The 20,062-nt window shown below is 69.3% G+C and carries 20 protein-coding genes; 7 read left to right on the top strand and 13 right to left on the bottom strand.

Going from position 1 to position 20,062, the window contains the following annotated elements:
• Window positions 1–12 precede the first annotated feature (12 nt).
• From ROP_RS04300 to glnA, 3 genes are all read right to left on the bottom strand, one after another.
• A complete protein-coding gene (locus ROP_RS04300) occupies window positions 13–993 on the bottom strand; it encodes an antibiotic biosynthesis monooxygenase (protein ID WP_012688125.1) in 981 nt (326 codons plus the stop codon).
• 6 nt (window positions 994–999) lie between these two features.
• Complete coding sequence (locus ROP_RS04295; protein ID WP_012688124.1) at window positions 1,000–2,253, bottom strand: multidrug effflux MFS transporter; 1,254 nt, start codon at window positions 2,251–2,253, stop codon at window positions 1,000–1,002.
• Window positions 2,254–2,521: 268 nt separating this feature from the next.
• Complete coding sequence (gene glnA / locus ROP_RS04290) at window positions 2,522–3,958, bottom strand: type I glutamate--ammonia ligase (RefSeq protein WP_005247755.1); 1,437 nt, start codon at window positions 3,956–3,958, stop codon at window positions 2,522–2,524.
• Window positions 3,959–4,170: 212 nt separating this feature from the next.
• Here glnA and ROP_RS04285 point away from each other — a divergent pair, with 212 nt between their 5' ends.
• Window positions 4,171–4,647 carry an RDD family protein gene (locus ROP_RS04285; protein ID WP_012688123.1) on the top strand — a complete coding sequence of 159 codons (477 nt, stop codon included), beginning with the start codon at window positions 4,171–4,173 and terminating at the stop codon, window positions 4,645–4,647.
• A gap of 83 nt (window positions 4,648–4,730) precedes the next feature.
• Here the strand turns inward: ROP_RS04285 and ROP_RS04280 are convergent, their stop codons facing one another.
• The 5 genes from ROP_RS04280 to sucB form a co-directional block, all read right to left on the bottom strand.
• Window positions 4,731–5,489: a DUF4191 domain-containing protein gene (locus ROP_RS04280; protein ID WP_012688122.1), complete on the bottom strand. Its 759-nt coding sequence runs from the start codon at window positions 5,487–5,489 to the stop codon at window positions 4,731–4,733.
• Window positions 5,490–5,562: 73 nt separating this feature from the next.
• On the bottom strand, window positions 5,563–6,573 hold the full coding sequence (gene lipA / locus ROP_RS04275; RefSeq protein ID WP_012688121.1) for a lipoyl synthase: 1,011 nt from the start codon (window positions 6,571–6,573) through the stop codon (window positions 5,563–5,565).
• Window positions 6,574–6,625: 52 nt separating this feature from the next.
• A complete protein-coding gene (lipB, locus tag ROP_RS04270; RefSeq protein WP_012688120.1) occupies window positions 6,626–7,402 on the bottom strand; it encodes a lipoyl(octanoyl) transferase LipB in 777 nt (258 codons plus the stop codon).
• A 48-nt stretch (window positions 7,403–7,450) separates the two neighbouring features.
• Window positions 7,451–8,341: a TIGR01777 family oxidoreductase gene (locus ROP_RS04265; protein ID WP_043824207.1), complete on the bottom strand. Its 891-nt coding sequence runs from the start codon at window positions 8,339–8,341 to the stop codon at window positions 7,451–7,453.
• A 93-nt stretch (window positions 8,342–8,434) separates the two neighbouring features.
• A complete protein-coding gene (gene sucB / locus ROP_RS04260) occupies window positions 8,435–10,168 on the bottom strand; it encodes a 2-oxoglutarate dehydrogenase, E2 component, dihydrolipoamide succinyltransferase (RefSeq protein ID WP_043824205.1) in 1,734 nt (577 codons plus the stop codon).
• A gap of 327 nt (window positions 10,169–10,495) precedes the next feature.
• Here sucB and ROP_RS04255 point away from each other — a divergent pair, with 327 nt between their 5' ends.
• Window positions 10,496–10,834: a hypothetical protein gene (locus ROP_RS04255; RefSeq protein WP_012688117.1), complete on the top strand. Its 339-nt coding sequence runs from the start codon at window positions 10,496–10,498 to the stop codon at window positions 10,832–10,834.
• A 66-nt stretch (window positions 10,835–10,900) separates the two neighbouring features.
• On the opposite strand, the gene ROP_RS04250 is transcribed toward ROP_RS04255, so the two are convergent.
• On the bottom strand, window positions 10,901–12,418 hold the full coding sequence (locus ROP_RS04250) for a leucyl aminopeptidase (RefSeq protein WP_012688116.1): 1,518 nt from the start codon (window positions 12,416–12,418) through the stop codon (window positions 10,901–10,903).
• A 121-nt stretch (window positions 12,419–12,539) separates the two neighbouring features.
• Between ROP_RS04250 and gcvT the strand changes: the two genes are divergently transcribed.
• Both gcvT and ROP_RS04240 read left to right on the top strand, forming a co-directional pair.
• Window positions 12,540–13,640, top strand: a complete 1,101-nt coding sequence (gene gcvT / locus ROP_RS04245) for a glycine cleavage system aminomethyltransferase GcvT (RefSeq protein ID WP_012688115.1) — start codon at window positions 12,540–12,542, stop codon at window positions 13,638–13,640.
• A gap of 63 nt (window positions 13,641–13,703) precedes the next feature.
• Window positions 13,704–14,807 carry a branched-chain amino acid aminotransferase gene (locus ROP_RS04240; protein ID WP_012688114.1) on the top strand — a complete coding sequence of 368 codons (1,104 nt, stop codon included), beginning with the start codon at window positions 13,704–13,706 and terminating at the stop codon, window positions 14,805–14,807.
• An 18-nt stretch (window positions 14,808–14,825) separates the two neighbouring features.
• Here ROP_RS04240 and ROP_RS04235 read toward each other — a convergent pair whose 3' ends face one another.
• Genes ROP_RS04235 through cobU form a run of 3 tightly spaced genes read right to left on the bottom strand, consistent with a single transcriptional unit; the run spans window position 14,826 to window position 17,328 of the window.
• Entirely contained in the window at window positions 14,826–15,566 is a 741-nt protein-coding gene (locus ROP_RS04235) for an adenosylcobinamide-GDP ribazoletransferase (RefSeq protein WP_012688113.1), read from the bottom strand.
• A 2-nt stretch (window positions 15,567–15,568) separates the two neighbouring features.
• Window positions 15,569–16,687: a nicotinate-nucleotide--dimethylbenzimidazole phosphoribosyltransferase gene (cobT, locus tag ROP_RS04230; protein ID WP_012688112.1), complete on the bottom strand. Its 1,119-nt coding sequence runs from the start codon at window positions 16,685–16,687 to the stop codon at window positions 15,569–15,571.
• Window positions 16,684–17,328 carry a bifunctional adenosylcobinamide kinase/adenosylcobinamide-phosphate guanylyltransferase gene (gene cobU, locus ROP_RS04225; protein ID WP_012688111.1) on the bottom strand — a complete coding sequence of 215 codons (645 nt, stop codon included), beginning with the start codon at window positions 17,326–17,328 and terminating at the stop codon, window positions 16,684–16,686. Before cobU ends, cobT begins: the two co-directional genes overlap by 4 nt.
• 100 nt (window positions 17,329–17,428) lie before the next feature.
• Here cobU and ROP_RS04220 point away from each other — a divergent pair, with 100 nt between their 5' ends.
• Window positions 17,429–17,644, top strand: coding sequence for a hypothetical protein (locus ROP_RS04220; protein ID WP_043824203.1), 216 nt, complete (start codon window positions 17,429–17,431; stop codon window positions 17,642–17,644).
• A gap of 3 nt (window positions 17,645–17,647) precedes the next feature.
• Here the strand turns inward: ROP_RS04220 and ROP_RS04215 are convergent, their stop codons facing one another.
• Entirely contained in the window at window positions 17,648–18,304 is a 657-nt protein-coding gene (locus ROP_RS04215) for a DUF3043 domain-containing protein (RefSeq protein ID WP_012688110.1), read from the bottom strand.
• Window positions 18,305–18,392: 88 nt separating this feature from the next.
• Between ROP_RS04215 and ROP_RS04210 the strand changes: the two genes are divergently transcribed.
• Both ROP_RS04210 and ROP_RS04205 read left to right on the top strand, forming a co-directional pair.
• Window positions 18,393–19,469, top strand: a complete 1,077-nt coding sequence (locus tag ROP_RS04210) for a glycerate kinase family protein (RefSeq protein ID WP_012688109.1) — start codon at window positions 18,393–18,395, stop codon at window positions 19,467–19,469.
• A 138-nt stretch (window positions 19,470–19,607) separates the two neighbouring features.
• Window positions 19,608–19,958 carry an iron-sulfur cluster assembly accessory protein gene (locus ROP_RS04205; RefSeq protein ID WP_005247725.1) on the top strand — a complete coding sequence of 117 codons (351 nt, stop codon included), beginning with the start codon at window positions 19,608–19,610 and terminating at the stop codon, window positions 19,956–19,958.
• Window positions 19,959–20,062: the final 104 nt, after the last annotated feature.

Genomic DNA, 20,062 nt, shown 5'->3' with positions numbered 1-20,062 from the left:
GGGAAACTGGCGTCAGGTCGTGGGGATCATGAACAGCAGGGTGCACACGCCGATCGAGATCGCGAACAGCACGACCATGACGGCGTAGCCCAGATTCCGCCGCCGGGCCGGGATCGCCGGGTCCATCCACCACCCGAACGCCTTGAACGCCGCGGGAACCGCCCACCACCCGAGGACCTGGGTGGTGACCAGGTTCCCGATGAACAGGGCGACGGCGATCGGCACACCGTGCGCCTCGATGAACGGTGCGCTGAAGAAATGACCCCAGATCACGACCAGCGGGTACAGCACCAGCAGCGCCAGGAGGTTGCTGCGGGCGACGGGCACCGGGGGCGGTTCGTCGCCGCCGGTACCGCGGAACCAGAAGTCGAAACCGTAGCTCGCTTTGCGGATCCGGAGATTCCTGTTGAACTTCTCACCCTCCTCCAGGAGGGCGGCCCGCTCCGGTGAATCCATCCACGACCCCAGGTTGTCCTCGGTGTCGAAGCTGAGCACGATCGTCCAGTCCTCGGTGATTCCCTGCACCGGCCGTTCGACCTTGTGCCCCCGGAACCCCCGGAACCCTGCCTCGGCGGCGGAGATCTTCCGCTGCCAGTCCATGAACGCCGACTCGTCCGAGGGGTCGACGTGACAGGAGATGACCACCGACGTCGCCGACTGCTCCCGGGTCTGCTCGCCGGTGAGCAGGTGGACGTCCTCGTTGCCGATGAAGGCGTGCTTGATCTCCGCCACCAGTTCCGTTCGCAGATCGCTGTCGAGCCACGCCCGGGCGTCGTCGAGGGTGGTGAACCGCAGCACGTCCACCCAGTCGTCCTGCACGGGTGGCGACGGCGGCACGATGTCCTGATCGATGAAACCCGGAACCGTCGCGAGCGCGTCCGCCGCGCGTTTCTGCCATTGCGAGTACTCGGTGTAGCGGGCGTCGTCGATCCGGCGCTGGAAGATCACCGACACCGGGGATGCGGCTGGGCTGTGCGGACTCGGGTGCGGCACGCGAGATCACCTCCGGTCGGTTCGTGGTGCGGGCGCCTCGGCGGGGGAACTGTCGGACCGCCGCGCGGATGTGGTGAGCAGGAGCAGAATTCCGGCGCCGGCGCCGAGAGCGAGGTAGAGCCAGCCGAGCGGTGCCTGGCTGTTCTCCGGCAGCACGCCCGCGACGGCCATCGCCGCGCTGACTACGAGGTAGCAGGCGGCGGTGACGACGCCGCCGATCAGCCCGAGATTGCGAGTGAACAGCCCGAGAGCCAGCCCGTACATCTGCGGGCAGAGCACGCCGCACCCGGCGAGTGCGAGGCAGGCGCCGATCGTGATGGCCGGTGCGGTGACGACGGACATCCCGGCCGTGACGGCCAGTATCAGCGCGCCGAGCACGAACACCCACCAGGCCCCGAAAGCGAGCCGCCGGGTGCCGACCCGAACCGCGAGTGCGCTGCAGGCGAGTTCGCCGAGGAGGTTGGCGCCGCCCACGACGAGCGCGATCGCGCCGTACGCGGCGGGGGAGAAGCCGAGGATCTCCTGGTACAGGAACGGTGCGACGACACCGAACACCATCTGGGCGGACGCCATCAGTCCGAACACGAGCACGAAGCCCACGAAGATGCGGTGGCGCAGTGCGACCCGCAACACCCGCGCCGCGGCGGTCGCGTCGACCGGTGAACGCGATTCCTCGGGAAGCGTCTCCGGCAGTCCCGCGACGACGAGGGGAACGGCGAGCGCCGCCAGAAGCGCGATCAGCCCGAACACCAGACGCCACGAGATGAACTGCACGAGCACACCGCCCACGGCGGGCGCGAGCACCGGGGCCAGCCCCCACGCCGCCCCGAGGAGACCGGACACGGACGTGAGCCGGGCGCCGCGGTAGCAGTCGGCGGCGATCGCATACGCGAGGACGAGGCACGCACACCCACCGATGCCCTGCACGAATCGCAGCCCGAGCAGGACCGTGATGTTCTGCACGAGTGCGCATCCCACACTGGTGACGACGAGGATCGCGAGGCAGGTCAGCAGAGTTCGTTTGCGGCCCACCGCATCCGCGATCAGGCCGACCGGGATGAACGCCAGACTCATGCCCAGCATGTACGCCGTCACCGTGTTCTGCACGACGGCCGCGGACGAGTCCAGATCGAGCACCATCTGCGGCAGCGCCGGCGTGTAGATGTCGAGCGGAATCTGGCTGAGCGGAATCACCAGCAGCAGGATGACCACGACACGGCGCGGCACCGGGACGCCGGTCGGCGTCGTGGGCACTGACATCCCGCACCACCTGCTTCTCGACCCATGGGGATGGAGAACGGAGCAAGTTTCCCGACAGTCTTCACGTGAACGTCCCGCAACGGTCCGTGCGGTCGGTTCCCTGGATCATACGACTGCGGACTGCCGGGGCGTGCGGGTTCGGGGTGCGCCCGCACACGTGGAACCCGCGACGCAGACGAGCCCACCCATGTCGCCGGCTGCAACAGCCGGCGCCACGGATGGGCTCGTCAGGACGTACCGGCCCGCGTGTCGGCGGGCGCCTTACGACTTACACGTCGTAGTACAGCTGGAACTCGTAGGGGTGCGGACGCAGATTGACCGGGGCGATCTCCTGCTCACGCTTGAGCGAGATCCACGTCTCGATCAGGTCGGACGTGAACACGCCACCCTCGGTGAGGTAGTCGTGATCGGCCTCGAGGCGGTCGATGACGGCCGACAGGCTGGTGGGAGCCTGCGGGATGTTGCGGGCCTCCTCCGGCGGGAGCTCGTAGAGGTCCTTGTCGACGGGAGCCTGCGGCTCGATCTTGTTCTTGATGCCGTCCAGGCCGGCCATCATCTGCGCCGCGAAGTTCAGGTAGGGGTTACCCGAGGAGTCGGGGGCGCGGAACTCGAGGCGCTTGGCCTTCGGGTTGTTGCCGGTGATCGGGATCCGCACGGCCGCGGAGCGGTTGCGCTGGCTGTACACGAGGTTGATGGGGGCTTCGTAGCCCGGCACCAGGCGGTGGTACGAGTTGATCGTCGGGTTGGTGAACGCCAGCAGCGACGGTGCGTGGTGCAGGATGCCGCCGATGTAGTGACGCGCCATGTCGGACAGACCCGCGTAGCCGGCCTCGTCGTGGAACAGCGGCTTGCCGTCCTTCCACAGCGACTGGTGGACGTGCATGCCCGACCCGTTGTCGCCGAACAGCGGCTTCGGCATGAAGGTGGCCGACTTGCCGTGCTGCCACGCCGTGTTCTTCACGATGTACTTGAACAGCTGCAGGTCGTCAGCCGCAGCGAGCAGCGTGTTGAACTTGTAGTTGATCTCCTGCTGGCCGCCGGTGCCCACCTCGTGGTGGCCGCGCTCGAGCTCGAAGCCCGCGTTCTGCAGGTTGGTGGAGATCTCGTCGCGCAGGTCGACGTAGTGGTCGTACGGAGCGACGGGGAAGTATCCACCCTTGGGGCGGACCTTGTAGCCCAGGTTGGGGCTGCCGTCGGCGTTCACGTCGTTGCCGGTGTTCCAGGAACCCGAGATGGAGTCGAGCTCGTAGAACGCGCCGTTGATGCCGGAGTCGTAGCGGACCGAGTCGAAGATGTAGAACTCGGCCTCGGCGCCGAAGAAGGCGGTGTCGGCGATGCCGGTCGACTTCAGGTATTCCTCGGCCTTGCGCGCGACGTTACGCGGGTCGCGGCTGTAGGACTCACGCGTGAACGGGTCGTGCACGAAGAAGTTGATGTTCAGCGTCTTGGCGGCGCGGAAGGGGTCGATCTGGGCGGTGGCGACGTCGGGGAGGAGCATCATGTCGGATTCGTGGATCGACTGGAAGCCGCGGACGGACGAACCGTCGAACGCGAGGCCGTCCTCGAACACGTCCTGGTTGAACGCGGACGCGGGGATCGAGAAGTGCTGCTGCACGCCGGGCAGGTCACTGAACCGGATGTCGACGTACTCGACGTTCTCGTCCTTGATGAACTTGATGACCTCTTCGGCCGTGGTGAACGCCACGCTTGTGCTCCTTAAGTCGCTTCAGCCAAGTGGATATTGGCGAAATTCGTCGAGCCAGACGGTATGGACTTGGTGTTGCCCGCCGGTCAACCTTTTGTTTCGCCCGTGTTACACGTCGAATCTTCCTGGGCTTTTGCACCGGCTGTGACTGCGCACACAGCCCAAAGCTCCGGTGTGAGGTCCTCGGAGAGACGACGCCTATCCTGGACAGCATGGCACGTATCACCGGTTCTTGGCTCTCCGGACCTTCGGCTGCACTGCCGGACGGCGCCGACGAGACGACGCAGTCCTTCCGGGGCGAGCGCCTCGGGTTGCAGGCGGAGGGCCCCGGTTCGCTCGCGAGCACGGGACGCCGTCTCGCCGCGCTGATGATCGACTGGGTGTCGTCGGCGGGAGTCGCGGCCCTGATCATCGGCGACAACTTCTTCGAGGGCCCGTTCTCCACGATCACACTGCTGGTGTGGTTCGTCGTCGGTGTCGCCACGGTCACGCTGTTCTCCTTCACGCCGGGGCAGCTGTTCCTCGGTATGCAGGTGGCGCGGGTGGACGGCCCCGCCCGCGTCGGCCTCGTGCGGGCCCTGGTGCGTCAGGCGCTGCTCGTGTTCGTCGTGCCCGGCACCATCACGGACATCGACGGTCGCGGCATGCAGGACCGCGCCACCGGCACCGCGCTGATTCGCACGCGCTGACCCTCGAACGTCTTCCGCCCGATGTCGCATTCGACATCGGGCGGAGTAGGTGTGACGCGGACCAGGTGGAAGGCGACCGGCTTCTAGCGGCGACGGATGGTGCGCTGCACGCCGCGCATCTTCGCGCCGCCGGGCATCGGACCCTTGGGCAGTGCGGCGCCGCCACCGCGGCTGCTGAGCGCGGCGAGCCGCGACTCGATGGCGTCCATCCTCTTGGTGTCGATGTTCTTGGGGAGCTTGTTCAGGTGCTTCTGGAGCTGCGACAGCGGAACCTGGCCCTCGTCGTTGCCGATGACGATGTCGTAGATCGGGGTGTCGCCGACGAGGCGCGCCGTCTTCTTCTTCTCCTGGGCGAGGAGCGACTTCACGCGCTGCGGTGATCCCTCCGCGACCAGGATGACGCCAGGGCGTCCGATCACGCGGTGAACGGCGTCGAGCTGGGTGGTGCCCGCGACCGCGCTCGTCACGCGCCAGGAGCCCTGCATGTTGTCGAGCGCCCATGCGGCCGCACCGGCCTGCCCCTCGGCCTTGCCGTACACCGTCTTCTGCACACGCCGGCCGAAGATGATGAACGCACCGAGCACGCCGAGCAGGAGACCGATCGGGAGGAGGAACCACTGCAGGCCCCAGATCAGGCCGACGAGGAAGAACACCACCGCGAGTCCGACGAGTGTGCCGAGCATGAGCGGCAACAGCAGCTTGTCTTCCTTGCGCTGCATCTGGAACGCCTGCCAGAGCTGGGTCCTGCGTTCCTTCGACGCCTGCCTGCGGGCTGCCTTGGCGGCCGCCTTTGCTTCTTTACTGGGTTTGCCCGCTTTACCGGATTTACTGCCGTTCGCCATGCTCTTCAGGATACGTCCCTGGCCGTGCGCGGTGATGACCCGTCCGGTGTCGATCACCGCGCACGCGCCGCGGTCAGCGGGCGAGGCGCGCCATGAGGGAACTCGCCTCCTGCGAGGCGTCACCGCTTTCGGTGAGATGCGCCTGTCCAGCAGGCAATTCGCGGCCGTGGTGGGCCATCGCCTGCGCGTAGAGGCGGCCGGCGCGGTACGACGAGCGCACGAGCGGTCCGGCCATGACGCCGGCGAAGCCGATCTCCTCGGCGGCCTTGGAGTGCTCGACGAACTCCTCGGGCTTGACCCACCGTTCGACGGGGTGGTGCCGGGGCGAGGGGCGCAGGTACTGGGTGATGGTGAGGATGTCGCAGCCGGCGGCGTGCAGGTCGAGCATCGCCTGGTGGACCTCTTCGGGGGTCTCGCCCATGCCGAGGATCAGGTTCGACTTGGTGACCAGCCCGAAGTCGCGGGCGGCGGTGATCACGCCGAGGGAGCGCTCGTACCGGAACGCGGGGCGGATCCGCTTGAAGATGCGGGGCACGGTCTCGAGGTTGTGGGCGAGGACCTCGGGGCGGGAGTCGAACACCTCGGCGAGCAGGTCCGGCTTGCCGTTGAAGTCCGGAATGAGGTTCTCGACGCCGGTGCCGGGGTTGAGGTGGTGGATCTGGCGGACGGTCTCGGCGTAGAGCCAGGCGCCGCCGTCGGGGAGGTCGTCGCGGGCGACGCCGGTGATGGTGGAGTACCGCAGTCCCATCGCCTGCACGGATTCGGCGACGCGGCGGGGCTCGTCGCGGTCGAGATCGGTGGGTTTGCCGGTGTCGATCTGGCAGAAGTCGCAGCGGCGGGTGCACTGCTCACCGCCGATGAGGAAGGTTGCCTCGCGGTCTTCCCAGCATTCGTAGATGTTGGGGCAGCCGGCTTCTTCGCAGACGGTGTGCAAACCCTCGCGTTTGACGAGGCCCTTGAGCTCGGAGTATTCCGGGCCCATCTTCGCTCTCGTCTTGATCCAGTTCGGTTTGCGTTCGATCGGAGTCTCCGCGTTTCGGATCTCGAGGCGGAGCAATTTGCGTCCTTCTGGGGCCACAGTCACGCGAACGATGCTACGCCCGGCCCGACGCGCACGGCGGGCCGGGGAGCGGTCGTCAACCGTACTGAACAGTAGTGAAGGTGGGGGCGGCGGCCGTCTTCTCGGCCGTGGCGGAATCGAACGTGACCCGTTCGATGTCGTGGTCGGTCACGGGGAGAGCGCCGTCGAGCGCAGCCACGACAGCCGCGGTGACGGCCGGCGTGACCTCCTCGACCGTGACGTCGCGGCCCAGTTCCCGCGACAGCGACGTCACCCCGGCGTCACGGATGCCGCACGGGATGATCGCGTCGAATCCCGTCAGGACGGAGTTGCAGTTGAGCGAGAAGCCGTGCAGGGCGACACCGCGCTGCACCCGCACCCCGATCGCCGCGACCTTCCGCTCGGGCAGCCACTGCCCGTTGTCGAGGGACGCGGGCAACCACACTCCGGAGCGGCCGTCCACCCGGCCGCAGTCGATGCCGAGGTCGGTGCACACGGAGATCAGCGCCTGCTCGAGCCTGCGGACGTACCGCACGACGTCGACCGGTTCGGCGAGCTTGACGATCGGGTACCCCACCAGCTGTCCCGGGCCGTGCCAGGTGATCTTCCCGCCGCGGTCGACGTCGATGACGGGGGTGCCGTCGGTGGGACGATCCTCCGGTTCGGTGCGCCGTCCCGCGGTGTAGACGGCGGGGTGTTCGAGCAGGAGCAGCGTGTCGGCGCCCAGGTTCTCGGCGCGTTCGGCCGCCAGCTCGCGCTGTCGGTCCCAGGCGTCGACGTACCCGATCGTGCCGAGGTGTTCGACGGAGATCGGGGAGGGGCTGAAACGGGCGGATTGTGTCGCGCTGCTCATGCGCTAGAGGTTACGCCGGGGCGGCGGCCCAACCGCCACGAGCCGGGTTCACTGCACGAGGGCGGCGTCGAGCGCTTCCCCGATGGTGTTGTGCCGGAACCGGAATCCCGCGTTCTCGAGCACCGTCGGGATCGCGCGCTGTCCGGCCAGGATGCCTTCCTGCGCGAACTCGCCCACCAGCGCGCTGAGCGCGAAACCGGGCACGATCCACGGGGCGGGGCGGTGCATCGTCCGCGCGACCGCGCCGTTGAACTGCGCGTTGGTGACCGGCGCCGGGCCGGTGACGTTCACGGGACCGGCCACGTCGTCGCGGGAGAGCACGAACTTGATCGCATCGACCTCGTCCTCCAACGAGATCCACGACAGGTACTGACGGCCGTTCCCGAGCCGGCCGCCGAGCCCGAACGAGTACAGCGTCTTCAGCCGGCCGAGCAGGCCGCCGTGCGGAGACAGGACGATGCCGCTGCGCAGCCGCACCGTCCGGACCTTCGAGTCCCCGGCGGGGGCTGTCGCCGCCTCCCAGTCGCGGCAGGTGTCCGCGAGGAAACCCGTCCCGGACGGCGAGGTCTCGTCGACGACACGGTCGCCGGTGTCGCCGTAGTAGCCGACCGCGCTCGCATTCACGAGCACGGGCACCCCGGCCTCGGCGACGGCCTCGGCCAGGACGTCGGTGGCGGCGATCCGGCTGTCCCGGATCAGTTGCTTGTACGCCCCGGTCCAGCGTTTGTCGCCGATCCCGACACCGCACAGGTTCACGACGGCGTCGGCGTCCGACAGGATCCCCGTGTCGAGCCGGTCCTTCTGCGGATCCCAGCGGGACTCGTCGGGACCCGCGGACGATCGACGGACGAGACGCACGACGTCGTGGCCGTCGCCGCGGAGAGACGAGACGAGAGCGGTGCCGATCAGCCCGGAGGATCCGGCGATGACCACGCGCATGTGCAACAGCCTCCTTCACAGCGCAGGGGCACCATCCCGGGTGGAAATGGTGCCCCTGCGAAACTACGTTCGGCTCGAAGTCCGGTGACGGATCTACAGACCCAGGTCGGCCTCGAACGCTCCCTGCTCCAGACGCTGCTTGATCGTGGTCAGGAAGCGGCCGGCGTCGGCACCGTCGACGAGACGGTGATCGTAGGTGAGCGGCAGGTAGCACATCGAGCGGACGCCGATGCTCTCACTGCCGGACTCGTCGGTCACGACCACGGGACGCTTGACGATCGCACCGGTTCCGAGCATCGCGGCCTGCGGCGGCACGAGGATCGGGGTGTCGAACAGGGCGCCCTGGCTGCCGATGTTCGTGATCGTGAACGTGCCCCCGGACAGCTCGTCCGGCTTGAGCCCACCGGAGCGGGCGCGCTTGGCGATGTCCGCGATCGCGCGGGCCAGGCCGGCCAGCGACAGGTCGCCGGCGTTGTGGACGACCGGAGACAGCAGACCCTGCTCGGTGTCGACCGCGAAGCCCAGGTGCTCGGCGTCGTAGTAGGTGATCTGCTTGTTCGCCTCGTCGTAGCTGGCGTTGATGTTCGGGTGCGACTTCAGCGCCTCGACGACGGCCTTCGCGAAGAACGGGAGGAACGTCAGCTTGACGCCCTCGCGCTCGAGGAAGGTGTTCTTGGCCTGCGCACGCAGAGCCGCGATCCGGGTGACGTCGACCTCGAAGGTCTGGGTGAGCTGCGCCGTGGTCTGCAGCGACTCCCGGGTCTTCGTGGCCGTGATCTGGCGAATCCGGTTGGCCTTCTGCGTGGTTCCGCGCAGGTGCGCCAGCTCGGGGCGGACCCCGGCGGAGGCGGCGGCGGGAGCAGCGGCGGCGGCCGGTGCGGCAGCGGGCGCTGCAGCGGCGGCCGGGGCCTTCTTGGCCTCGGCGGCAGCGAGAACGTCCTGCTTACGGATGCGGCCACCGACTCCGGTGCCCGTCACCGAGGACAGGTCGACGCCGTTGTCCGCGGCGAGCTTGCGCACCAGCGGGGTGACGTACGGGGTGCTGTCTCCGGACGTTGCTGCGGGAGCGGGTGCCGCGGCGGCGGGAGCAGGCGCGGATGCTGCCGGTGCGGCGGCCGGAGCCGGTGCGCTCTTGGCGGGCTCGGGCTTCGCCGGCTCCGGGGACTGAGCGGGCTTCGCGGGCTCGGGGGTGGGCTCGGGCTTCGGCTCCGGCTTGGCGGCGGGCGCACCCGAACCGATGACGGCGAGCCGGCCGCCGACGGAGACGGTGTCGTCCTCTTCCGCGCTGATCTCGAGGAGCGTGCCTGCGACGGGCGACGGGATCTCCGTGTCGACCTTGTCGGTGGACACCTCGACGAGCGGCTCGTCCACGGCGACCTCGTCGCCGACGGCCTTGAGCCAGCGGGTGACGGTGCCCTCGGTGACGGACTCGCCCAGTTCGGGCATGTTCACCGGGGTGCCCTCGGCGGAACCGCCGCCGGACGCTGCGGGTGCGGCCTCTGCGGCCGGTGCCTCCGCGGCGGGAGCCGGCTCAGCGGCGGGCTCCTCGGCGGCGGGTGCGGGTGCGGAGTCGGAAGCGGGAGCCTCACCGGCGTCGCCGATCACGGCAAGCTCGCCACCGATTTCGACGGTGTCGTCTTCCTGAGCAACGATCTTGCTGAGAACGCCGGCCACGGGAGACGGGATTTCCGTGTCCACCTTGTCCGTGGAGACTTCGAGCAAGGGTTCGTCAACTTCGACCGTGTCTCCTTCCTGCTTGAGCCACCGCGTGACAGTTCCCTCGGTGACACTCTCACCAAGCGCTGGCATCTGGACGGAGAAGGCCATGTCTTTTGACTCCTCGACAGTTGTGTTCGGGTTGTTGAATTTTGTCGACTTGTGGTCGTGAACCATTGTGCTCGAGATGCACGTGTCTTGCGTCTACTTGCAGGTAATTCCGATTCGTCGTCACCCACTCGCTGTGTCGGCGCTCCACATCTTTCCATTGATCCGACGGGCGCGTCCGTCGAGGGGGACCCGTCGGGGACTCCGGTGTGTCGCGACGTAATCGCTACTGGCCGGTAGTTTTCGTGTGCGGCGGAAACCGGACGTTCGCTGGCAAACTTGGAGGACAGCGCGGGCGCCGTCCCGCGCACGCACTCGAGGAGGCTCGACGTGGGGTTGTTCGACCGATTCTCGCGGCCTCGGTCCAGCCGATCTCAGGCGTCACCCGAGGATGCCGCCCATCTCGCGAACTGGTCTCGCACCCACCTCGGTGTGGAGGCGTACGTGGAGCCTCGGACGACAGTGACCGAAGTCACCGTCGTGCTCGTCGCGGCGGACGGCGAATGGACCCGGCGCCGGGTGGGCGGTGAACGCGGCGCCCGCAAACTCGGGGAGGATCTGCGCATCCCGGTCTACGACGTCCGAAAGACCGGCTACCCGCAGCGGATGCGCGACCACGACGCACGGCGCCGCATCGAGCGCAAGCGCGAGCGCGAACGCGACCTGTAGGCCCTTCGGGCCCGTGCGCCTTTCTGGTAGCGGGAACAACCAGAAAGGCGCACGGGCGCGGAGCGCCTAGCCGTGGGCGGCGATGTCTTCGATCACCGAGATCATGGTCCGCACGGGCACGCCGGTGCCGCCGCGTCCGGTGTAGCCCCACGGTCCCGACGAGTTGTAGGCCGGTCCGGCGACGTCGATGTGCGCCCACTGGACGCCGTCGGCGACGAACTCCTTCAGGTACAGGGCCGCCGCGAGCATGCCGCCCCAGCGGTGATTCGTGACGTTGGCGAGGTCGGCGATCTTCGAGTCGAGGTCCGAGCGCAGTTCGGCGGGCATCGGCATGGCCCATGCGTTCTCGCCGATCTCCTGGGAGATGGCGGCGACGCGGTCGCGGAACGCGTCGGTGCCCATGACACCGGGGGTCCGGTTGCCCAGTGCCACCATCTGCGCGCCCGTGAGCGTCGCCGTGTCGATCAGGTAGTCGGGGTCGTCCTCGCAGGCGCGGACGATGGCGTCGGCGAGAACGAGGCGGCCCTCCGCGTCGGTGTTGATGACCTCGACAGTGGTTCCGCCGTACTGGGTGAGTACGTCGCCGGGGCGCTGCGCGGTGGACGACGGCATGTTCTCGGCCATCGGGACGGTGGCGGTGACGTCGACGGGCAGTCCGAGTTTGGCGGCGAGGACGACGGTGGCGACAACGGCTGCGGCGCCGCCCATGTCGGACGTCATGTTCTCCATGCCCGCGGCGGGCTTGATGGAGATGCCGCCGGTGTCGAACGTGATGCCCTTGCCGACGAGCGCGACCTTGGGGGCGTTCCGCTTCTTGGCGGAATAGCTGAGGCGGACCAGTCGCGGCAGCCGGGACGAGCCCTTGCCCACGCCGAGGATGCCGCCGTACCCGTTCTTTTCGAGTGCCTTCTCGTCCAGGACCTCGACCTTCAGTCCGGAGTCGGTGCCGAGTTCCTTTGCACGGTCGGCGAATTCGGCGGGGAAGAGGTGGCTCGGGGGAGTGTTGACGAATTCGCGTGCGGTGGCGACGGCTTCGGCGATCGCCGCGGAGCGCGCGAGGGTGTCCTTCGACTCCTTCGCCCGCGGGGACGACACCAGCAGCTCCACCCGGGCGACGGGCTGCGCGTCGGGCCCGGGGGCGGACTTCGCGGACTTGAACTCGGTGAACCGGTACGCGCCGAGTGCGAAACCTTCTGCTGCGGCACCGAGATCGAGCACGGACAGAGTGGTTGCGGCGGTCCCGACGCCGCTGAGCGTCCGTGCTGCGGCGCCCGCGGACTTGCGGATCTGCTCGGCGTCGAGCTTCTCGGCCGAACCGAGTCCGACCGCCAGCACGCTGTCGACCGGAAGCGTGTCGGGTGCCGGGATGCGGGTGGTTTCCTCGGCCTTCCCCGACGCGCCGACCGCGACCAGCGTGTCGAGCAGGCCGGTCAGTACCGCTTCGTCGACGATGCCGTCGCCGAGCGCGATCTCGGGGCCGTCCGAGCTCGACGTCAGTCCGATCACCAACACGTCCACGCGCTTGCCGACGGTGCCGGCCAGCGCGAGTTGTGGTCCGAGGGGTCGGGCTGTGCGAGTGCTCACGGTGTCTCTCCTGCAGCAGTTCGGGGGCGGGTGGTGTCGGGTGGCCGACGTCCGTCCCGATGGTAGTGCTCCGCCGCCGTCGTCTACGCGGTGCGCCCGATGGTCCGATAGGTTGAGGCGCATGACCGAGGAGCAGTTGTCGCAGGGCCCCGTCCACGCCGTCCACGTCGAACTCGGGGCCACGTTCGCTCCGTTCGGTGGCTGGGAGATGCCCGTGTCGTACGCCGGCACCGTGGTCGAGCACACCGCGGTCCGCGAATCGGTCGGAGTGTTCGACGTCAGCCACCTCGGCAAAGCTCTCGTGCGGGGCACCGGCGCCGCCGCCTTCGTGAACTCGGCGCTCACCAACGACCTCGGCAAGATCGGTCCCGGCAAGGCGCAGTACACGCTGTGCTGCACGCCGTCCGGTGGGGTGATCGACGATCTGATCGCGTATTACGTGAGTCCCGACGAGGTGTTCCTCGTCCCCAACGCGGCCAACACCGCGGACGTGGTCGCGGCGCTGACCGCCGCGGCCCCCGACGGGGTCACGGTGGAGGACCAGCACCGGGACTTCGGCGTGATCGCCGTGCAGGGGCCGAAGTCGGTGGACGTGCTCACCGCGCTCGGCCTGCCCACCGACATCGAGTACATGGCCTTCGCGGACGCCACCTGGGACGGCGTTCCCGTCCGTGTCTGCCGCAGCGGATACACCGGCGAGATCGGGTTCGAGTTGCTGCCACGCTGGGAGGACAGCGAGAAGCTGTTCCGGGCGGCGGTCGAGCAGGTTCGCGCCCGCGGCGGCCAGGTCGCCGGTCTCGGCGCCCGGGACACGTTGCGCACCGAGATGGGGTACCCGCTGCACGGGCACGAGCTGTCGCTGGAGATCTCCCCGCTCGAGGCGCGATGCGGCTGGGCGATCGGCTGGACGAAGCCGAAGTTCTGGGGCAGGGAGACCCTCGCCGACGAGAAGGCGTCCGGCCCGGCCCGCAAACTGTGGGGCATCAAGGCGCTGGATCGCGGGGTTCTGCGGGCCGGACAGACCGTGCTCCGCGACGGCGAGCCGATCGGCGAGACCACGTCGGGCACGTTCTCGCCCACGCTCAAGGTCGGGATCGCGCTGGCGCTGCTCGATTCCGGGTCCGGGGTGTCGGCCGGTGACGAGATCTCCGTGGACGTCCGGGGGCGCTCGTTGCGCGCCGAGGTGGTGTCTCCGCCGTTCGTGGAGATCAACACCAAGTAGGCACCTGCCGGGGACGACCTGTCGGCGGCGGGGCGGCGGAAGGCGTTCGATAAGATCACGGGCATGACAGGTGTCACCGAGTTCGTTCGCGTCCCGCATCCCGCCCCCACCTCCGACGAGGCACGGCGAGAGATACTGGCGGCGCCCGGATTCGGCCGGTACTTCACGGACCACATGGCGTCGATCACCTACTCCACGGAGCTCGGCTGGCACGACGCCAAGGTGGAGCCGTACGGGCCGCTCCAGCTCGACCCCGCCGCGATGGTCCTGCACTACGGACAGGCCATTTTCGAGGGCCTGAAGGCGTACCGGCAGCCCGACGGCGGCATCTCGACGTTCCGGATCGAAGCGAACGCCGAGCGCCTCGCGACGTCGGCTCGCCGTCTCGCGATGCCGGAGCTGCCGGAGGAGTTGTTCGTCAAGTCGATCACCGAACTGCTCGAGCTGGATCACGAGTGGGTGCCCGCGGCCGGCGGTGAGGACGCGCTGTACCTGCGTCCGTTCATGTTCTCCACCGAGGCCGGTCTCGGCGTGCGCCCGGCGGACGAGTACCGCTACCTGCTGATCGCCTCGCCCGCGGGCGCGTACTTCCCGCGGGGAGTGAAGCCGGTCAGCGTGTGGCTGTCGACGGAGTACGTCCGGGCCGCACCCGGCGGCACCGGTGCCGCCAAGTTCGCCGGCAACTACGCGGCCTCGCTCCTCGCGCAGGCGCAGGCCGCCGACGAGGGTTGCGACCAGGTGGTGTGGCTCGACGCGATCGAGCGGTCGTACGTCGAGGAGATGGGCGGCATGAACCTCTTCTTCGTGTTCGGCTCCGGATCCGACGCCCGCCTCGTGACGCCGTCCCTGTCCGGTTCGCTGCTGCCGGGGATCACCCGCAATTCGCTGCTGACTCTCGCGATCGACGCCGGTTTCGCGGTGGAGGAGCGGCGGATCAGCACCGACGAATGGCGCACCAAGACGAAGTCCGGCGAGATCACCGAGGTGTTCGCGTGCGGTACGGCGGCGGTCATCACGCCCGTCGGCCGGGTCAAGTCCGCCGAAGGCGAATTCACGATCGCCGACGGCGAGCCCGGCGAGGTCACCATGGCGCTGCGCGACACGTTGACCGGAATTCAGCGGGGAACGTTCGCCGACACCCACGGCTGGATGACCAAACTGCGCTGAGCCGGGTACGGCGGTCGCTCAGAAAGCGAGACCGATCGCCGAGACGGTGACGGTGATCTCGAGCGCGGCTCCGAGCACGTCACCGTTCATGCCGGCGAATCGCCGGACGCAGTGGGCGACCAGCAGTGCGGTGAGCGTCAGTGCGGCGGTCACGACGACCGGTCCCTGCCACCACGGCGACGTGCACCATGCCGCTGCCGCGAGGAGCGGAACGGTCCAGGCGAGTCCGGACCACGGTGATTGGGTTTCGGCGACCAGCGCGCCGAACCCTTCCGTGGAGGACGCCGGGATTCCGCGGCGGCAGGCGAACACGACCGCGACCCGCCCCGCTGCCATGGCGACGGCCACGCACGCGAACTGTCCTGCGGCGGCGAGAGATCCGAACGCCAGCCCCTGCGCGCCCAGGCAGATCACGAGGGCGCACACCCCGAACGGGCCCGCGCCGCCGCTGTGCATCACCGCCCGCGCCCGCTCCGGCGGCCCGTAACAGCCGAGCCCGTCGACCGTGTCGGACAGGCCGTCGACGTGCATACCGCGGGTGGCGAGGGCATGCGCCCCGACCGCGACCAGGCCGGCGAGGGCGGGGTCGAGACCCGCGGAGACGAGCCCCCACAGAAGGCCCGCGGCCAGGGCACCCAGCGCGATACCGGTCACGGGCGCCGCCCGGATCGCGCGGCGGCCCGCCGCACGGTCGACGGAATCCGGTCCGCGCAGGGGGAGAACCGTCAGCCAGGAGAAGGCGAGCAGCACGCCCGTCACGGTCAGCCCGCGGTATCGGCGGCGGAGTCGGTCCCGCTGTCGTCGCCGACTTCGGCGTCGCGGGTGCTGACCCCGGCCTCCGCGAACGTCGCCATCTCCGCGAGCGTCGCGACGGCGCCCTGCAGGATCGGCAGCGCGGTGACGGCGCCGGACCCCTCGCCCAGGCGCATGTCGAGTTCGAGGAGGGGGTCGAGGTGCAAATGCTTCAGCGCGATCGTGTGCGCCGGTTCGGTGGAACGGTGGCCGGCCAGCCACCACGCGCGGGCGCCGGGCGCCAATTCCTCCGCAACCATCGCGGCCGCGGTCACGACGACGCCGTCGAGGATCACCGGGGTCTTGCGGGCGGAGGCCTGCGCGAGGAACCCGGCCATCGCGGCGAGGTCGGCGCCCGACACCGTGCGCAGGAGTGCCACCGTGTCCCGGACCACCGGCCGGGCGCGGCGCATCGCGTCGCGGATCGCCGCCGTCTTCCGGATCCAGCCGGCGTCGTCGACGCCGGTGCCCCGGCCCACTGCCGCAACCGGTTCGGTGTCCGTCAGCGCCGCGATGAGAACGGTGGCCGGTGTGGTGTTGCCGATTCCCATGTCACCGGCGATCAACAGGTCTGCGCCGGAATCGATTTCGGAGTCGGCGATCGATCGCCCGGCTTCGATGGCCTGCAGGGTCTCATCGTGCGTGAGCGCGTCCTCGCGGTCGATCGCCCCCGAAGAGCGCCGAATCTTGAACGCGGACACCGTCGGATCCGTATCGCCGTCCACCGACAGGTCGACGACGCGCACGCTCGCGCCCGCCCGGTTCGCGAGAGCGTTGACGGCCGCCCCACCGCCGACGAAGTTGGCGACCATCTGGGCCGTCACCTCGGGCGGATACGCCGAGACACCGGTGCGCGCGACTCCGTGGTCGCCGGCGAACACCACCACGCGTGCCCGCGCGAACGGGGCCGGCGGGCAGACGCCCTGGCAGGCTGCGGCCCAGCAGGCGAGCGTCTCCAGGCGCCCGAGCGATCCTGCCGGTTTGGTGAGCTGAAGCTGCCGGGCCTCGGCCTGCGCGCGCACCCCTTCGTCGGGTGGGGTGACGGGTTCGAACCGACCGGGGTCGGTGCTCACGGACTCGCTGGTCACGCTTGGCCTCTCGCTCGAGTGGAATCGGCCCCGCACGACGGACGTGCGGGATCGTCTTTCAGGGTCATGGTCAGGCCGGCCACGACGAGGACCACGCGATCGCAGACCTGCGCGAGTCGCGCGTTGAGGGTGCCGATCTCGTCGCGGAACAGACGACCCGACCGGGTCTCGGGGATGACGCCGAGGCCCACCTCGGGAGTCACCAGCACGAGTGCCCCGCGGTAGTCGCGGACGGCTCCGACGAGGTCGTCCGTGCGGGGACCGATGGTGCCCCGCGGCGAATCCCAGGCCGCGGCGCCGTCGAGTTCGACGGTGAGCCAGGTGCCGAGATCGTCGACGAGGGTGGCCGCCGCGTCGGTGGCGGACCGCAGGCGATCGGCGAGGTCGCGGCGGTGCGCGGTTTCCACGGTGACCCAGCTGTCCGGGCGCCGATCGCGGTGCTCGGCGACGCGGTGCTCCCAGTCGTGGTCGTCGGGGTCGCGCTGACTGGTGGCGACGTACCGTACCCGGCCTGCCCCGGCCAGCGACTGGGTCAGTTCCTCGGCGTGCGCGGATTTACCGGACCGTGCACCACCGAGGACCAGCGTTCGCGTGGGCTGGTTCGGGCTACCCGGGAGGTCCGGGGAATCGGCGGTGGGCACGGAGGGGAACGCTACCAAGTCGCCAACGTGGCGGTATTTTGACGAAGAACGTCAATTCCGCCACTGTTGGCGGGAAGTGAATGGGCGGAAAATTTCAGCCATGACCGAATTCCTCGTCCTCGTTGCACTTCTCCTCGTGCTGCAAGCGGCCGTGACATACGCCGGTCGGCACCTGGGTCCACTCCACCCGCGACTGCGGAACGGCTACCGCGACAACTTCTTCCGGCCCGCCGATCCCCTGGCGGACCTGTCACGCGACCGTGACGCCGAACTCGGGCGGCTGCTCGCCGAGACGCACCGCGCGCCCCACAACTGACCGTCAGATGGCGTCGCCGGGCCGCACCCGCGGCTTGGGGGCCCGCAGCTTGCGGATCTGCGACGCCCGCACGAACGCGTACCAGCCGAGCTTGAAACCGCCGTCGGGGGTGTCCGGGAAGCGTTCCCGCACCTGATTGTTGATCTTGCGGCCGAGCCAGACGCCCTCGATGGCCATGAACATCATCATGATGAGCATGGCGAGTGTCACGATGGCCTGCAGGGCCGGGCTGACGAACATCGCCATGATGAGAACCAGTGCCAGCGGCATGAACAGGCCGACCAGGTTGCGCCGGGCGTCGACGATGTCCCGGACGTACGCGCGGACGGGGCCCTTGTCGCGGGGGAGCAGGTACTTGTCCTCGCCGGCGAGCATGCGGGCGCGTCGCTCGGCGGCGGTGGCGCGTCGCTCCGCCGCGGCAACCTTGCGCTCTTCCTTGCTGCCCCGGGTGGCCTTCTTGCGGGCCCGGGCCTCTTTTGCCGTCAGGGGCGCGGGCGCCACCGGTCCGCGACGCTTCGACTCGGCGTCGCGTCGCTTGGGGGTCGGGCGGCCCTTGCCCGTCTGCTCGGCGGACTCCGCCTCCGGGGCCGTGGACGACTCGGCGACCTCGACGTCCCGCTTGTCAGAATTGTCCGAATCACCGCGGCGTAGCAATTTCACTCTTCCAGACTATGGGAAGACGCCACCGAGTGGAAAACCGCCCTCACATCGAAATGCCGGGTCGCGGCCGTCGCCATACACTTCGCCGATGCGAGTGTTGATCGCACCGGACTCGTTCGGTGAAACGCTGACCGCGGTCGAAGCGGCCGCCGCCATCGCGGCGGGATGGTCGGCGGTGCGCCCCGACGACCATCTGGTCGAGGCCCCGCAGTCCGACGGCGGCCCCGGCTTCGTGGACGTGGTCGCGGCTGCGGGCGGCACGATCCGGACCACCGTGGTCGAAGGGCCCCTCGGGGTCGACGTCTCCGCTCGCTGGCTCCTCGACGGCACCGACGCCTACCTCGAATCCGCCCAGGCCTGCGGACTCGGACTGCTCGGTGGGCCGCCGACGCCCCGCACCGCCCGCGACGCGCACAGCCGAGGCGTCGGGCAGCTCATGATGGCGGCCCTCGACGCAGGAGCCCACAGAATCGTCGTCGGTCTCGGCGGCAGCAGCTGCACCGACGGCGGCCGCGGCCTCGTCGAATCCCTCGCGCAGGGATTCGGCAGCGCCGACGCCGCGGTCGCCCGGCTGCGCGCGGTGGAACTGGTGGCCGCGACCGACGTCGAACACCCGTTGCTCGGCGAGCACGGCGCTGCCCACGTGTTCGGACCCCAGAAGGGTGCCGACGCCGGCACCGTCGCCTTCCTCGAGGACCGGAACTCCGCGTGGGCCGGGCAACTGCACCGGGTGACCGCCCGGGACGTCGCGGCGGAGGCCGGCGCCGGCGCCGCAGGTGGCATCGGCGCCGCGCTGCTCGCGCTCGGCGGTACCCGCGAATCCGGTGCCCACGTGGTCGCCCAGCGCACCCGGCAGGACCGGCAACTCGCCTCCGCGCAGCTCGTGATCACCGGGGAAGGCCGCCTCGACCAGCAGTCGTTGCGCGGGAAACTCGTGATCGCGCTCGCCGCCGCGGCCCGCAGGCGGGCCATCGCGACCCTCGTCCTCGCCGGACAGGTGCTCCTCGACGCGGCCGATCTGGACCGTGCGGGCATCGACGCCGCGCTGTCCCTGGTGGACCACGCCGGATCGGTCGAACTCGCGATGTCGGACGCATACGCGCAGCTGAGAGACCTCGCCGCCGCCGCGGCCCGCGGATGGGACGGCGCGGCAGCACGGCAGTAACCCGAAACCCCGACGTCGGATACCATGGACGTGGATCGATCTGCGGACGCTGCCGCAGGGAATGGAACCCGGGAATAAGTCGGGCGCGGAGTACCGTTGAAGCGTTCACGGGTTTGTTACGAACTACAGGGAGAGCCCATGACTGTGCAGAACGAGACCGCCGTCCACGGCGTCAAGATGACCGAAGCCGCGTCCGCCAAGGCGAAGGCGCTGCTCGATCAGGAAGGTCGTGACGACCTCGCACTGCGTATCGCCGTGCAACCCGGCGGCTGCGCAGGGCTGCGGTACCAGCTGTTCTTCGACGACCGCAACCTGGACGGCGACCTGATCGTGGACTTCGGTGGCGTCGCCCTCGCAGTGGACCGGATGAGCGCGCCGTACGTCGAGGGTGCCTCGATCGACTTCGTCGACACCATCGAGAAGCAGGGTTTCACCATCGACAACCCCAACGCGACCGGTTCGTGCGCCTGCGGCGACTCCTTCAACTGAGTCCCGGGTCGAAGTACAACTGAATCGACAAGTCTGACGCGGCGCCGACCGGCTGCCGCGTCAGACTTTTTTCGTGCCCGATCTCGCCGTCCCGGGTCCTCGTG

The organism is Rhodococcus opacus B4 (genome assembly GCF_000010805.1).
Taxonomy (GTDB): Bacteria; Actinomycetota; Actinomycetes; order Mycobacteriales; family Mycobacteriaceae; genus Rhodococcus_F; species Rhodococcus_F opacus_C.
The sequence above is the reverse complement of the archived record's forward strand: the minus strand, read 5'-3'. Positions and strand labels throughout refer to the sequence as shown.